The sequence below is a fragment of the Klebsiella sp. BDA134-6 genome, from assembly GCF_015601345.1.
GTDB lineage: Bacteria > Pseudomonadota > Gammaproteobacteria > Enterobacterales > Enterobacteriaceae > Klebsiella > Klebsiella grimontii.
Genome location: NZ_CP064784.1, coordinates 4,329,358 through 4,343,186, shown reverse-complemented (window position 1 = coordinate 4,343,186; position 13,829 = coordinate 4,329,358). Strand labels below are relative to the sequence as shown.

The following is a 13,829-nucleotide window of genomic DNA, read 5'->3' as shown; positions in this document are numbered from 1 at the left end:
AACTTGTCACGATAAGCGCAAGTTTTAGCGGAGCGGTGAGCCATGGATAAAGAACGCATCATTCAGGAATTTGTACCCGGCAAGCAGGTTACGCTGGCGCATCTGATTGCGCATCCGGGGGCGGAACTGGCGAAAAAGATCGGCGTTCCCGAATCCGGCGCTATCGGCATTATGACCTTAACCCCTGGAGAAACTGCCATGATCGCCGGTGATTTAGCGATGAAGGCCGCCGATGTGCATATCGGTTTTCTCGACCGGTTTAGCGGCGCGCTGGTGATCTACGGCTCGGTTGGCGCGGTTGAAGAGGCGCTGCTGCAGACGGTAAGCGGGCTCGGTCGATTATTAAATTACACCCTCTGCGAGTTAACCAAAAGCTAATTAGAGGCGGCGATGAAACGTATTGCATTTGTCGGTACGGTGGGCGCGGGAAAAACAACGCTTTTTAATGCGCTGCAGGGAAAATATTCCCTCGCGAGAAAAACGCAGGCCGTGGAATTTAATGAAGATGGTGACATCGACACCCCGGGAGAATATTTCAGCCATCCGCGCTGGTACCACGCATTAATTACCACGCTGCAGGATGTCGATACGCTGATTTATGTCCACGCGGCCAACGATACCGAAAGTCGCTTACCCGCCGGGCTACTGGATATTGGCGCGAATAAACGACATATCGCCGCGATTAGTAAAACGGATGTGCCGGACGCCGACGTCGCCGCGGTGCGGCAACTGCTGTACGAGATGGGGTTTCAGGAACCGATTTTCGAACTCAACGGTCACGACCCGCAAAGCGTAAAGCATCTGGTGAATTACCTGAGTGAGCTCAGCCAAAAGGAGGAAGGGGCAGGTGAAGAAACTTATCACAGCTAACGATATTCGTGCGGCCCACGCACGAGGCGAAGCGGAAATATCGGTTGTGCTGCGCGCCAGCATCATCACCCCGGAAGCCCGCGAAGTCGCGGAGCTGCTGGGCGTCGCCATCCAGGAGTGCGATGAATCTGCGCCAGAGCCTGCGGCACCGGCGGCAGAGGATAAAACCGAAAGCCAGCGCATTCGCGAAACCATTATCGCGCAGCTGCCGGAAGGGCAGTTTACCGAAAGCCTGGTGGCGCAGCTGATGGAAAAAGTGATGAAGGAGAAGCAGTCGCTGGGGATGGACGCGATGCAGCCCAGCTTTAAGGCGGTCACCGGTAAAGGCGGTGTAAAAGTTATTGACGGCGGCAGCGTGAAGTTCGGCCGCTTCGATGGCGCGGAGCCGCACCGGGTCGGCCTGACGGATTTAATTACCGAGCAGGACGGCAGCAGCATGGCCGCCGGGTTTATGCAGTGGGAAAACGCTTTTTTCCCGTGGACGCTGAACTATGACGAGGTCGATATGGTGCTGGAGGGCGAACTCCACGTGCGCCATGAAGGCGAAACCATGGTGGCCAGGGCCGGGGACGTGATGTTTATCCCGAAAGGCTCCAGCATTGAATTCGGTACGCCGTCGACGGTGCGTTTTCTGTACGTCGCCTGGCCTGCGAACTGGCAATCGCTATGAAAGATTTCATCACCGAAGCCTGGCTCAGAGCGAATCATACGCTCAGCGAAGGGGCAGAAATTCATCTGCCCGCCGACGCCCGCCTGACGCCATCGGCCCGGGAGTTGCTGGAAAGCCGCCGTTTGCGCATCAAGTTTATCGACGAGCAGGGCAGCCTGTTCGTTGATGACGAAGCGCAGCAGCCGCAGCCGGTGCACGGTTTGACCAGCAGCGACACGCACCCGCAGGCCTGTTGCGAACTGTGCCGTCAGCCGGTGAAGAAAAAGCCGGACACCCTGACCCATCTGACGGCCGACAAAATGGTCGCCAAAAGCGACCCGCGGCTGGGTTTTCGCGCCGCCCTCGACGCCAGCATCGCCCTGGCAGTATGGCTGCAAATTGAACTGGCGGAGCCCTGGCAGCCGTGGCTGGCGGATATCCGTTCGCGCCTCGGCAACATTATGCGCGCCGACGCCCTGGACGAACCGCTGGCGGCACAGTCCATCGTCGGGCTGAACGAGGATGAACTGCATCAGCTTTCCCACCAGCCGCTGCGCTATCTCGACCACGATCATCTGGTGCCGGAAGCCAGTCACGGCCGCGATGCCGCGCTGCTCAATCTGCTGCGCTGCAAAATTCGTGAAACGGAAACGGTCGCCGCGCAGGTCTTTATTACCCGCAGTTTTGAGGTATTGCGCCCGGACCTTCTGCAGGCGCTGAACCGCCTCTCCAGCACCGTCTACGTGATGATGATTTTAAGCGTTGCCAGGCATCCGCTGACCGTCAGCCAAATCCAACAGCGTCTGGGAGGGGAGCAATGATTATTGAACGCGCCCGTCAGCTCGCTTTTCGTTCGCCCGCCCGGGTGGTGTTTCCGGACGCGCTGGATATTCGCGTCCTCAAAGCGGCGCACTACCTCCAGCAGCAGGGGCTGGCAAAGCCGATTTTGATCGCCAGCCCTTTCGCCCTGCGCCAGTTCGCCCTAAGCCACCGCCTGCCGATGGACGGTATGCAGATCGTCGACCCGTTCAGCAACCGGCAAATACGCGCAGCGTTTGCCCGGCGCTGGCTGGACCGCGCCGGGCAAAAAACGCCGCCGGACGCCGAGGAAAAACTCAACGACCCGCTGATGTTCGCCGCCGCCATGGTCGGCGCCGGTCAGGCCGACGTATGTATTGCCGGCAATCTCTCCTCGACGGCGAATGTGCTGCGCGCCGGATTACGCATTATTGGCCTTCAGCCTGGCTGTAAAACGCTGTCGTCGATTTTTCTGATGCTTCCGCAGTACGCCGGACCGGCATTAGGGTTCGCCGACTGCAGCGTAGTGCCGCAGCCGACGGCGGCGCAGCTGGCGGATATCGCCATCGCCAGCGCGGAGACATGGCAGGCCATCACCGGCGAAGAGCCGCGGGTGGCGATGTTGTCGTTTTCCAGCAACGGCAGTGCCCGTCATCCCAACGTCGCCAACGTACAGCAGGCCACCGGGATCGTACGCCAGCGCGCCCCGCAGCTGATGGTTGATGGCGAACTGCAGTTTGACGCCGCCTTCGTACCGGAGGTCGCCGTGCAAAAAGCGCCCGCCAGTCCGCTACAGGGCCGGGCCAACGTGATGGTTTTTCCCTCGCTGGAGGCGGGCAATATTGGCTACAAAATCGCCCAGCGCCTGGGCGGCTACCGCGCGGTCGGGCCGCTGATTCAAGGACTTGCCGCACCGCTTCACGACCTCTCTCGAGGCTGTAGCGTGCAGGAAATTATCGAACTGGCGTTAGTGGCAGCCGTGCCGCGCCAGACTGACGCGAGCCGGGTAAACCACTCGCAAACACTGGTTGTATAAACGGTCCCGTTCTGGACCCCATGAGAGGAAAACACAATGGAAGCATTAGGAATGATTGAAACCCGGGGCCTGGTTGCGCTGATTGAGGCCTCTGACGCGATGGTAAAAGCCGCGCGCGTGAAGCTGGTTGGCGTGAAGCAGATTGGCGGCGGTCTGGTGACCGCGATGGTGCGCGGCGACGTGGCGGCGTGCAAAGCGGCCACCGATGCGGGTGCTGCGGCGGCGCAGCGCATTGGCGAGCTGGTCTCTGTGCACGTTATTCCGCGCCCGCATGGCGATCTGGAAGAGGTATTCCCCATCAGTTTCAAAGGCGACAGCAATATTTGACTCATGGCCGGATAAGCCGCGCAAGCGCCGCTATCCGGCATTAACGCGCGCTATTGCCTGATGGCGCTGCGCTTATCAGGCCTACGACTCACCACGTAATCCAGGGAGGCGGGTATGAAACTGGCAGTCGTCACGGGACACATTGTCTGCACCGTCCGCCATCAGGGGCTGGCGCACGACAAGCTGCTGATGGTGGAGATGATTGATGCCGCAGGGAAGCCTGACGGGCAGTGCGCCGTCGCCACCGATAGCATCGGCGCGGGAGCCGGGGAATGGGTTCTGCTGGTGAGTGGAAGCTCGGCGCGACAGGCGCACCGCAGCGAGGCGTCTCCTGTCGATTTGTGCGTCATCGGTATCGTCGATGAAGCGGTGGCCGGCGGTCAGGTGATTTTCCATAAATAGGACTGAACATCATGAATCAACAGGATATTGAACAGGTGGTGAAAGCGGTACTGCTGAAAATGACGGACAGCAGCAAGCCGGACAGTACCGTTCATGAGATGGGCGTCTTCGCCTCCCTTGATGACGCCGTCGCGGCAGCAAAAGTGGCTCAGCAGGGACTGAAAAGCGTGGCGATGCGTCAGTTGGCGATTCACGCCATTCGCGAGGCGGGCGAAAAGCACGCCAGGGAATTAGCGGAGCTGGCGGTTAGCGAAACCGGCATGGGCCGCGTGGAGGATAAATTTGCCAAAAACGTGGCGCAGGCGCGCGGCACGCCGGGCGTGGAGTGCCTCTCTCCACAGGTGCTGACCGGCGATAACGGCCTGACGCTGATTGAAAACGCGCCGTGGGGCGTGGTGGCCTCGGTCACCCCATCCACCAACCCGGCGGCGACGGTGATTAATAACGCCATCAGCCTGATTGCCGCGGGCAACAGCGTGGTGTTCGCCCCGCATCCGGCGGCGAAAAAGGTCTCTCAGCGGGCGATTATGCTGCTCAACCAGGCGGTGATTGCCGCGGGTGGTCCGGCCAATCTGCTGGTCACCGTGGCGAACCCGGATATCGAAACGGCCCAGCGGCTGTTTAAGTACCCCGGCATTGGTCTGCTGGTGGTCACCGGCGGGGAAGCGGTGGTGGAATCCGCGCGTAAACATACCAATAAACGTTTGATCGCCGCTGGGGCCGGTAACCCGCCGGTAGTGGTCGACGAAACCGCCGACCTGGCGCGCGCCGCGCAGTCCATTGTCAAAGGCGCCTCGTTTGATAACAACATCATCTGCGCCGACGAAAAGGTGCTGATCGTGGTCGATAGCGTTGCCGACGAACTGATGCGCCTGATGGAAGGCCAGCAGGCGGTGAAGCTCAGCATCGCTCAGGCCGAGCAGCTTCAGCCGGTGCTGCTTAAAAATATCGATGAGCGCGGCAAAGGCACCGTCAGCCGCGACTGGGTTGGCCGCGACGCCGGCAAGATTGCCGCAGCCATCGGCCTGAACGTTCCGCAGCAGACGCGCCTGCTGTTCGTTGAAACCCCGGCCAGCCATCCGTTTGCCGTCACCGAACTGATGATGCCGGTGCTCCCGGTGGTACGGGTTGCCAACGTCGACGAAGCCATCGCGCTGGCGGTTCAGCTGGAAGGCGGCTGCCACCATACGGCGGCGATGCACTCGCGCAATATCGACAACATGAACCAGATGGCGAACGCCATTGATACCAGCATTTTCGTCAAAAACGGGCCGTGCATCGCCGGGCTCGGCCTGGGCGGGGAAGGCTGGACCACCATGACTATCACCACGCCAACCGGGGAGGGGGTGACCAGCGCGCGCACCTTTGTCCGCCTGCGCCGCTGCGTGCTGGTAGACGCCTTCCGAATTGTATAAGGGGCGACCGATGGCACACGACGAACAACGTTGGCTCACGCCCCGGCTGCAAAAAGCGGCAACCCTGTGTAACCAGACGCCTGCGCTCAGCGGTTCGCCGCTGTGGCTGGGTGTGGATTTAGGCACCTGCGATGTGGTGTCGATGGTGGTCGACGGTGACGGGCAGCCGGTTGCGGTGTGCCTCGACTGGGCGGACGTGGTGCGCGACGGCATCGTCTGGGATTTCTTCGGCGCCGTTACCATCGTGCGCCGCCATCTCGACGCGCTGGAACGGCAGCTTGGCTGCCGCTTCACTCATGCGGCGACCTCATTTCCTCCGGGTACCGATCCGCGTATTTCGATCAACGTGCTGGAGTCCGCAGGGTTAGAGGTGAGTCACGTACTCGATGAACCGACCGCGGTGGCGGACCTGCTGCAGCTCGATAACGCCGGCGTGGTGGATATCGGCGGCGGCACCACAGGGATCGCCATCGTGAAGCGCGGCAAAGTGACCTACTCCGCCGATGAAGCGACCGGTGGCCACCATATCTCCCTGACTCTCGCTGGTAACCGCCGCATTCCGCTGGAAGAGGCGGAGCAGTTCAAGCGCAGCAACGCGCAGGAGATTTGGCCGGTGGTGAAGCCGGTGTACGAAAAGATGGCGGAGATCGTCGCTCGTCATATTGACGGTCAGGAAATTGCCGATTTGTGGCTGGCGGGCGGCTCCTGCATGCAGCCGGGCGTGGATGCGCTGTTTCGTAAGCGCTTCCCGGAATTACAGGTGCATTTACCGCAGCACAGCCTGTTTATGACCCCGCTGGCGATAGCCAACAGTGGAAGAGAGAAAGCGGAGGGAATCAATGCAAGCTGAACTGCAGACGGCGCTTTTTCAGGCATTCGACACCTTGAATTTGCAGCGGGTGAAAACCTTCAGCGTGCCGCCGGTGACGCTGTGCGGCCTCGGCGCGCTCAGCGCCTGCGGCCAGGAAGCGCAAGCGCGAGGCGTAAAGCATCTGTTTGTGATGGTCGACAGCTTCCTGCATCAGGCGGGAATGACTGCCGGGCTTGCGCGCAGCCTGGCGGTGAAAGGCGTGGCGATGACCGTCTGGCCCTGTCCGCCAGGGGAGCCGTGCGTTACCGACGTCTGCGCGGCGGTGGCGCAGCTGCGCGAAGCGAAGTGCGACGGCGTGGTGGCCTTTGGCGGCGGTTCGGTGCTGGACGCGGCGAAAGCGGTGGCGCTGTTGGTCACCAACCCGGAGCAAACGCTAAGTGAGATGACGGAAAGCAGCATACTGCGCCCGCGTCTGCCGCTGATTGCGGTGCCGACGACCGCCGGAACCGGCTCAGAAACCACCAACGTGACGGTGATTATCGATGCGGTCAGCGGGCGCAAGCAGGTGCTGGCCCACGCCTCGCTCATGCCGGACGTGGCGATTCTCGACGCCGCCCTGACCGAAGGCGTTCCGCCCCAGGTGACGGCGATGACCGGGATAGACGCGCTGACCCACGCCGTAGAGGCATACAGCGCGCTCAACGCGACGCCCTTTACCGATAGTCTGGCGCTTGGCGCGATAGCGATGATTGGCCAGGCGCTGCCTAAGGCCGTGGGCTACGGTCACGATCTTGCCGCCCGCGAAAGTATGCTGCTGGCTTCCTGCATGGCGGGAATGGCTTTTTCCAGCGCCGGCCTGGGCTTATGCCATGCGATGGCGCATCAGCCCGGCGCGGCGCTGCATATTCCCCACGGCCAGGCCAACGCCATGCTGCTGCCAACGGTGATGGCGTTTAACCGCATGGTATGCCGCGAGCGGTTCAGCCAAATCGGCCGGGCGCTCACCACTAAAAAAACCGATGACCACGAGGCAATTGCCGCCGTAGAGGCGCTGATCGCCGAAGTGGGCCTGAGTCAACGACTCTCAGATGCCGGCGCAAAGCTCGAGCATTTCAGCGCGTGGGCGCAGGCGGCGCAGGAGGACATTTGTCTGCGCACCAATCCACGCACCGCCATCCGGGAGCAGATTATCGAGCTGTACGCGGCGGCGCACTGATGCGGCCTTAACACCGGCGAATTTTCCCGGAGGCGATGCTGCGCATCTGTCCGGGCTACAAGCCTGGCAAGCCGCGCTGAACCGGTAGCCCGGGCAAGGCGCTTTGCGCCGCCCCCGGGGGAAGGCCGCAGAGTGTTAATACAAATCATAAATGACAGGGAGTAAAGGCTATGGGAATTAACGAAATCATCATGTACATCATGATGTTCTTTATGCTGATTGCCGCCGTGGACAGGATCCTGTCGCAGTTTGGCGGTTCGGCGCGCTTTCTCGGCAAGTTTGGCAAAAGTATTGAAGGATCCGGCGGCCAGTTCGAAGAGGGCTTTATGGCGATGGGCGCGCTGGGCCTGGCGATGGTCGGGATGACCGCGCTGGCGCCGGTATTGGCGCATCTGCTCGGGCCGGTGATTATTCCGCTGTATGAAATGCTCGGCGCCAACCCGTCGATGTTCGCCGGAACGCTGCTGGCCTGCGATATGGGCGGCTTCTTCCTCGCCAAAGAGCTGGCGGGCGGCGACGTGGCGGCATGGCTCTATTCCGGCCTGATCCTCGGGGCGATGATGGGGCCGACGCTGGTGTTCTCCATTCCGGTCGCGCTCGGCATTATCGAGCCCTCCGACCGCCGCTACCTGGCGCTGGGCGTACTGGCCGGGATCGTCACGATTCCGATCGGCTGTATCGCCGGCGGCCTGGTGGCCATGTACTCCGGCGTGGAGATTAACGGACAGCCGGTAGAGTTCACCTTCGCGCTGATCCTGATGAATATGATCCCGGTGCTTATTGTCGCGGTGCTGGTAGCGCTGGGGCTGAAGTTTATTCCGGAAAAAATGATCAACGGCTTCCAGATCTTCGCCAAATTTCTGGTGGCGCTGATCACTATCGGCCTGGCGGCGGCGGTCATCAAGTTTCTGCTTGGCTGGGATCTGATCCCAGGACTCGACCCGATTTTTATGGCTCCCGGCGACCAGCCCGGCGAGGTGATGCGCGCTATCGAAGTTATTGGTTCGATCTCCTGCGTGCTGCTCGGCGCTTACCCGATGGTACTGCTGTTGACCCGCTGGTTTGAAAAGCCGCTGATGCGCGTCGGTAATCTGCTGAAAATCAATAATATGGCCGCCGGCGGCATGGTGGCGACGCTGGCTAACAACATCCCAATGTTCGGCATGATGAAGCAGATGGATACCCGCGGCAAAGTGATCAACTGCGCGTTCTCCGTGTCTGCCGCTTTCGCGCTGGGCGACCACCTGGGCTTCGCCGCCGCCAACATGAACGCCATGATTTTCCCGATGATCGTCGGCAAGCTGATCGGCGGCGTCACCGCTATCGGCGTGGCGATGCTGCTGGTGCCAAAAGAGGAAAATGTACCCGCGGCAGCGAAAACCGAAGCGGAGGCGCAATCGTGAAAACTCGCCAGCTGCTGAGCGTTGGTATCGATATCGGCACCACTACCACTCAGGTGATCTTCTCCCGCCTTGAACTGGTTAACCGTGCGGCGGTGTCGCAGGTGCCGCGCTACGAATTTATCAAACGCGAAATTAGCTGGCAAAGCCCGGTCTTCTTCACCCCTGTCGATAAGCAGGGCGGTCTAGAGGAGGCCGAGCTCAAGGCGCTGATCCTGGCCCAGTATCAGGCCGCCGGCATTGCCCCCGAATCGGTGGACTCCGGGGCGATCATTATTACCGGCGAAAGCGCGAAAACCCGCAACGCCCGGCCGGCGGTGATGGCGCTCTCGCAGTCGCTCGGCGATTTCGTGGTGGCCAGCGCCGGGCCGCACCTGGAGTCGGTGATTGCCGGTCACGGCGCCGGGGCGCAAGCCTTGTCGGCACAGCGCCTGTGCCGGGTTCTCAACATTGATATCGGTGGTGGCACGTCAAACTATGCCCTGTTTGACGCCGGCAAAGTCAGCGGCACCGCCTGCCTCAACGTCGGCGGTCGCCTGCTGGAGACCGACAGCCAGGGGCGCGTGGTCCATGCGCATCAGCCTGGACAGATGATTGTCGATGCGGTTTTCGGTCCTGGAACCTGCGCCCGCTCGCTGACCGCCGGGCAGCTGGCCCAGGTGGCGCGGCGGATGGCGGAGCTGATCGTCGAAGTCATCGACGGCGCGCTCTCTCCGCTGGCGCAACGGCTGATGCAAACCAGCCTGCTGCCCGCAGGGGCGATACCCGAGGTAATTACCCTTTCCGGCGGAGTGGGCGAGTGCTATCGCAACCAGCCCGCCGACCCGTTCTGCTTTGCGGATATCGGGCCGCTGCTGGCTACGGCGCTGCATGAGCATCCGCGCCTGCGTGAGATGAACGTGCAGTTCCCGGCGCAAACCGTGCGCGCCACGGTGATTGGCGCCGGCGCGCACACGCTTTCGCTCTCTGGCAGCACCATCTGGCTGGAGGGAGTTCAGCTACCGCTGCGCAACCTGCCGGTGGCGATCCCGCCTGATGACGCCGATCTGCTGAGCGCCTGGCAGCAGGCGCTGATGCAGATCGATCTGGATCCTAAAACGGATGCTTACGTGCTGGCGCTTCCCGCATCGCTACCGGTGCGCTACGCCACCCTGCTGGTGGTGATTGACGCGCTATTGGCTTTTGTCGCGCGCTTTCCCAACCCGCATCCACTGCTGGTGGTGGCGGAGCAGGACTTTGGCAAAGCGCTGGGCATGCTGCTGCGTCCTCAGCTGCAACAACTCCCGCTGGCGGTCATCGATGAGGTGAGCGTACGGGCGGGGGACTATATCGACATTGGTACGCCTCTTTTTGGCGGATCGGTTGTGCCGGTGACGGTGAAATCACTCGCATTTCCTTCCTGAGGGAACGACTTATGAAACTAAAGACCACATTGTTCGGCAATGTTTATCAGTTTAAGGATGTAAAAGAGGTGCTGGCTAAAGCCAACGAACTGCGTTCGGGGGATGTGCTGGCGGGCGTGGCGGCGGAAAGTTCGCAGCAGCGTGTGGCGGCGAAGCAGGTGCTCTCCGATATGACGGTCGCCGATATTCGTAACAACCCGGTGATTCCGTATGAAGAGGATTGCGTGACGCGCCTGATCCAGGACGACGTCAACGAAACCGCTTATCAACGGATTAAAAACTGGACCATCAGCGACCTGCGCGAATACGTGCTGAACGATGAAGTCAGTAGCGACGATATTGCGTTTGTGCGTAAAGGGCTGACCTCGGAAGTGGTGGCGGCGGTGGCGAAGGTCTGCTCCAACGCCGACCTGATCTACGGCGCGAAGAAAATGCCGGTGATTAAAAAAGCCAACACCACCATCGGCTTGCCGGGCACCTTTAGCTGCCGCCTGCAGCCGAACGATACCCGCGATGACGTGCAGAGCATTGCTGCGCAAATCTACGAAGGGCTCTCTTTCGGCGCGGGCGATGCGGTGATCGGCGTCAACCCGGTGACCGATGATGTGGAGAACCTGACCCGCGTCCTTGATACCGTCTACGGCGTTATCGATAAATTCAATATCCCGACCCAGGGCTGCGTGCTGGCGCACGTCACCACCCAGATTGAAGCGATTCGCCGCGGCGCCCCGGGCGGCTTGATCTTCCAGAGCATCTGTGGCAGCGAAAAGGGGCTAAAAGAGTTTGGCGTGGAGCTGGCGATGCTCGACGAAGCGCGCGCAGTGGGGGCCGAGTTTAACCGCATCGCCGGGGAGAACTGCCTGTACTTTGAAACTGGGCAGGGCTCGGCGCTGTCGGCTGGCGCTAACTTCGGCGCCGATCAGGTGACGATGGAGGCGCGTAACTACGGCCTGGCACGGCACTACGATCCGTTCCTCGTCAATACCGTGGTGGGCTTTATCGGGCCGGAGTATCTCTATAACGATCGGCAGATTATTCGCGCCGGTCTCGAAGATCACTTTATGGGCAAGCTGAGCGGCATCTCGATGGGCTGCGACTGCTGCTACACCAACCATGCCGACGCCGACCAGAACCTCAATGAAAACCTGATGATTCTGCTCGCCACCGCCGGCTGCAACTACATCATGGGCATGCCGCTCGGCGACGACATCATGCTCAACTATCAGACCACCGCATTTCACGATACCGCCACCGTCCGTCAGCTGCTGAATTTACGGCCGTCGCCGGAGTTCGAACGCTGGCTGGAAACCATGGGCATTATGGCAAACGGTCGTCTGACCAAACGGGCGGGCGATCCGTCACTGTTCTTTTGATGACGCGGGGATGACACATGATGGATCAAAAGCAGATTGAAGAAATTGTACGCAGCGTGATGGCGTCAATGGGACAACCGCAAACGGCTGCGCAAGCGCCTGAGGCGGAGGTGGCGAAATGCGCCAGCCGGTGCGAGGTCGCGGCGGAGAGCTGCGCGTTGGATTTAGGTTCGCCAGAGGCGAAAGGCTGGATTGGCGTGCAGCAGCCGCATCGCGCGGAAGTGCTGACCGAACTGAAACGCAGCACCGCGGCGCGCGTGTGTACCGGTCGCGCCGGTCCGCGTCCGCGCACCCTTGCGCTGCTTCGCTTCCTCGCCGACCACTCCCGTTCCAAGGATACGGTGCTGAAAGAGGTGCCGGAGGAGTGGGTGAAAACCCAGGGCCTACTGGAGGTTCGCTCCGAGATTAGCGACAAGAACCTCTACCTGACGCGCCCGGATATGGGCCGTCGGCTGAGTCCGGAGGCGATTGAGGCGCTGAAGGCGCAGTGCGTGGCGAATCCTGACGTTCAGGTGGTGGTGTCCGATGGCCTCTCTACCGACGCGATCACCGTCAACTATGAAGAGATCCTACCACCGCTGCTGTCGGGCCTGAAGCAGGCCGGGCTGAAGGTCGGTACGCCATTCTTCGTCCGCTACGGGCGGGTCAAAATTGAAGATCAGATTGGCGAAATCCTCGGCGCGAAGGTGGTGATTTTGCTGGTGGGTGAACGCCCGGGGCTAGGGCAGTCGGAAAGCCTCTCCTGTTACGCCGTTTATTCGCCGCGCGTAGCGACCACCGTCGAAGCGGACCGGACCTGTATTTCAAATATTCACCAGGGCGGCACGCCGCCGGTAGAAGCCGCCGCGGTGATCGTCGATTTGGCCAAACGCATGCTGGAGCAGAAGGCTTCCGGCATCAACATGACTCGGTAAGGAGGCATCATGCCTGCATTAGATTTAATTCGCCCTTCGGTGACGGCCATGCGCGTGATTGCTTCAGTGAATGACGGCTTTGCCCGCGAGCTGAAATTACCGCCACATATACGTAGCCTCGGACTCATCACGGCGGATTCAGATGATGTGACTTATATTGCCGCTGACGAAGCGACAAAACAGGCGATGGTCGAAGTGGTGTATGGCCGCTCTCTCTACGCCGGCGCGGCTCACGGTCCGTCGCCAACCGCAGGTGAAGTGCTGATTATGCTGGGTGGCCCGAATCCGGCGGAAGTTCGCGCCGGTCTGGATGCGATGGTGGCGCATATCGAAAATGGGGCCGCGTTCCAGTGGGCCAACGATGCCGAAGATACGGCGTTTCTGGCGCACGTGGTGTCACGAACTGGCTCTTATCTCTCGTCTACCTCCGGTATCGCATTGGGCGATCCGATCGCTTACCTGGTAGCGCCGCCGCTGGAGGCGACCTTCGGCATCGATGCGGCAATGAAATCGGCCGACGTTCAGCTGGTGACCTACGTGCCGCCGCCGTCGGAAACCAACTATTCCGCCGCGTTTTTGACGGGTAGCCAGGCCGCCTGTAAAGCCGCCTGCAATGCCTTTACCGATGCCGTTCTGGATATTGCCCGTCATCCAATTCAGCGCGCGTAAGGGGGAAGCGATGATCAACGCCCTGGGATTACTGGAAGTGGACGGTATGGTCGCCGCCGTTGACGCGGCGGATGCGATGCTGAAGGCGGCCAACGTGCGGCTGCTCAGCCATGAGGTCCTCGACCCCGGCAGGCTGACGCTGGTGGTGGAAGGCGACCTGGCGGCATGCCGGGCGGCGTTGGATGCCGGCAGCGCTGCGGCGCAGCGTACGGGGCGCGTTATTAGTCGTCGGGAGATCGGTCGTCCTGAAGAGGATACCCAGTGGCTGATCGGCGGCTTTCAACGGCCGCCGAAAGCGCCCGAGCCGCCTGAGCGGTCCGAGGAAGCGGAATCCTCCGCGCCCTTACTGACGCTGCTGGCGTCGGCGCGTCAGGGAATGACGGCCGGGGAAGTGGCCGCACATTTCGGCTGGTCGCTTGAGGAAGCCAGGAAGGCGCTGGAGCAGCTGTTTTCTACCGGAGCGTTGCGTAAACGCAGTAGCCGCTATCGCTTAAAAAATTAACCTGTCGGAGGTGCCGGGATCGTGAAAACGCTCCCGGTTTAAAA

Annotated in this window: 16 protein-coding genes; all 16 read left to right on the top strand. The window is 61.1% G+C overall.

The window, feature by feature from the left end; genetic code table 11:
* Positions 1-42 precede the first annotated feature (42 nt).
* Positions 43-378 carry an ethanolamine utilization microcompartment protein EutS gene (gene eutS, locus IYV58_RS20015; RefSeq protein ID WP_004123425.1) on the top strand — a complete coding sequence of 112 codons (336 nt, stop codon included), beginning with the start codon at positions 43-45 and terminating at the stop codon, positions 376-378.
* 12 nt (positions 379-390) lie between these two features.
* Positions 391-870 carry an ethanolamine utilization acetate kinase EutP gene (eutP, locus tag IYV58_RS20010; RefSeq protein ID WP_004123424.1) on the top strand — a complete coding sequence of 160 codons (480 nt, stop codon included), beginning with the start codon at positions 391-393 and terminating at the stop codon, positions 868-870.
* Complete coding sequence (gene eutQ / locus IYV58_RS20005) at positions 848-1,540, top strand: ethanolamine utilization acetate kinase EutQ (protein ID WP_142445903.1); 693 nt, start codon at positions 848-850, stop codon at positions 1,538-1,540. Before eutP ends, eutQ begins: the two co-directional genes overlap by 23 nt.
* Entirely contained in the window at positions 1,537-2,340 is an 804-nt protein-coding gene (gene eutT, locus IYV58_RS20000; protein ID WP_004123421.1) for an ethanolamine utilization cob(I)yrinic acid a,c-diamide adenosyltransferase EutT, read from the top strand. Before eutQ ends, eutT begins: the two co-directional genes overlap by 4 nt.
* The gene (pta, locus tag IYV58_RS19995) at positions 2,337-3,353 is read left to right on the top strand and encodes a phosphate acetyltransferase (protein WP_195729211.1); all 1,017 of its coding nucleotides are present in this window, start codon (positions 2,337-2,339) and stop codon (positions 3,351-3,353) included. Before eutT ends, pta begins: the two co-directional genes overlap by 4 nt.
* A 36-nt stretch (positions 3,354-3,389) precedes the next feature.
* Complete coding sequence (gene eutM / locus IYV58_RS19990) at positions 3,390-3,680, top strand: ethanolamine utilization microcompartment protein EutM (RefSeq protein ID WP_000387720.1); 291 nt, start codon at positions 3,390-3,392, stop codon at positions 3,678-3,680.
* 114 nt (positions 3,681-3,794) lie between these two features.
* Positions 3,795-4,082 (top strand): ethanolamine utilization microcompartment protein EutN, encoded by a 288-nt coding sequence (eutN, locus tag IYV58_RS19985; protein ID WP_004123418.1) that lies wholly within the window; start codon positions 3,795-3,797, stop codon positions 4,080-4,082.
* 11 nt (positions 4,083-4,093) lie between these two features.
* Positions 4,094-5,497: an aldehyde dehydrogenase family protein gene (locus IYV58_RS19980; RefSeq protein WP_195729210.1), complete on the top strand. Its 1,404-nt coding sequence runs from the start codon at positions 4,094-4,096 to the stop codon at positions 5,495-5,497.
* A 10-nt stretch (positions 5,498-5,507) separates the two neighbouring features.
* Positions 5,508-6,347: an ethanolamine utilization protein EutJ gene (eutJ, locus tag IYV58_RS19975; RefSeq protein WP_087828509.1), complete on the top strand. Its 840-nt coding sequence runs from the start codon at positions 5,508-5,510 to the stop codon at positions 6,345-6,347.
* Positions 6,337-7,524, top strand: a complete 1,188-nt coding sequence (gene eutG, locus IYV58_RS19970; protein ID WP_195729209.1) for an ethanolamine utilization ethanol dehydrogenase EutG — start codon at positions 6,337-6,339, stop codon at positions 7,522-7,524. The genes eutJ and eutG overlap by 11 nt, the downstream gene beginning before the upstream one ends.
* Before the next feature lie 170 nt (positions 7,525-7,694).
* Positions 7,695-8,927: an ethanolamine utilization protein EutH gene (eutH, locus tag IYV58_RS19965; protein ID WP_195729208.1), complete on the top strand. Its 1,233-nt coding sequence runs from the start codon at positions 7,695-7,697 to the stop codon at positions 8,925-8,927.
* Positions 8,924-10,327: an ethanolamine ammonia-lyase reactivating factor EutA gene (eutA, locus tag IYV58_RS19960; RefSeq protein ID WP_195729207.1), complete on the top strand. Its 1,404-nt coding sequence runs from the start codon at positions 8,924-8,926 to the stop codon at positions 10,325-10,327. The genes eutH and eutA overlap by 4 nt, the downstream gene beginning before the upstream one ends.
* Before the next feature lie 11 nt (positions 10,328-10,338).
* Positions 10,339-11,700, top strand: coding sequence for an ethanolamine ammonia-lyase subunit alpha (eutB, locus tag IYV58_RS19955; protein ID WP_004123409.1), 1,362 nt, complete (start codon positions 10,339-10,341; stop codon positions 11,698-11,700).
* A gap of 20 nt (positions 11,701-11,720) precedes the next feature.
* On the top strand, positions 11,721-12,614 hold the full coding sequence (gene eutC, locus IYV58_RS19950; RefSeq protein ID WP_032742185.1) for an ethanolamine ammonia-lyase subunit EutC: 894 nt from the start codon (positions 11,721-11,723) through the stop codon (positions 12,612-12,614).
* 9 nt (positions 12,615-12,623) lie between these two features.
* Entirely contained in the window at positions 12,624-13,283 is a 660-nt protein-coding gene (eutL, locus tag IYV58_RS19945; protein WP_004123400.1) for an ethanolamine utilization microcompartment protein EutL, read from the top strand.
* A gap of 10 nt (positions 13,284-13,293) precedes the next feature.
* A complete protein-coding gene (gene eutK, locus IYV58_RS19940) occupies positions 13,294-13,785 on the top strand; it encodes an ethanolamine utilization microcompartment protein EutK (RefSeq protein WP_004123393.1) in 492 nt (163 codons plus the stop codon).
* Positions 13,786-13,829 lie beyond the last annotated feature (44 nt).

Bases quoted from the DNA above. Each gene is read 5' to 3' on its own strand.
- eutH (WP_195729208.1), top strand. From the start codon at position 7,695: ATGGGAATTAACGAAATCATCATGTACATCATGATGTTCTTTATGCTG.
- eutJ (WP_087828509.1), top strand. From the start codon at position 5,508: ATGGCACACGACGAACAACGTTGGCTCACGCCCCGGCTGCAAAAAGCG.
- eutL (WP_004123400.1), top strand. From the start codon at position 12,624: ATGCCTGCATTAGATTTAATTCGCCCTTCGGTGACGGCCATGCGCGTG.
- eutP (WP_004123424.1), top strand. From the start codon at position 391: ATGAAACGTATTGCATTTGTCGGTACGGTGGGCGCGGGAAAAACAACG.
- pta (WP_195729211.1), top strand. From the start codon at position 2,337: ATGATTATTGAACGCGCCCGTCAGCTCGCTTTTCGTTCGCCCGCCCGG.
- eutC (WP_032742185.1), top strand. From the start codon at position 11,721: ATGGATCAAAAGCAGATTGAAGAAATTGTACGCAGCGTGATGGCGTCA.
- IYV58_RS19980 (WP_195729210.1), top strand. From the start codon at position 4,094: ATGAATCAACAGGATATTGAACAGGTGGTGAAAGCGGTACTGCTGAAA.
- eutK (WP_004123393.1), top strand. From the start codon at position 13,294: ATGATCAACGCCCTGGGATTACTGGAAGTGGACGGTATGGTCGCCGCC.
- eutB (WP_004123409.1), top strand. From the start codon at position 10,339: ATGAAACTAAAGACCACATTGTTCGGCAATGTTTATCAGTTTAAGGAT.
- eutT (WP_004123421.1), top strand. From the start codon at position 1,537: ATGAAAGATTTCATCACCGAAGCCTGGCTCAGAGCGAATCATACGCTC.
- eutM (WP_000387720.1), top strand. From the start codon at position 3,390: ATGGAAGCATTAGGAATGATTGAAACCCGGGGCCTGGTTGCGCTGATT.
- eutS (WP_004123425.1), top strand. From the start codon at position 43: ATGGATAAAGAACGCATCATTCAGGAATTTGTACCCGGCAAGCAGGTT.
- eutN (WP_004123418.1), top strand. From the start codon at position 3,795: ATGAAACTGGCAGTCGTCACGGGACACATTGTCTGCACCGTCCGCCAT.
- eutG (WP_195729209.1), top strand. From the start codon at position 6,337: ATGCAAGCTGAACTGCAGACGGCGCTTTTTCAGGCATTCGACACCTTG.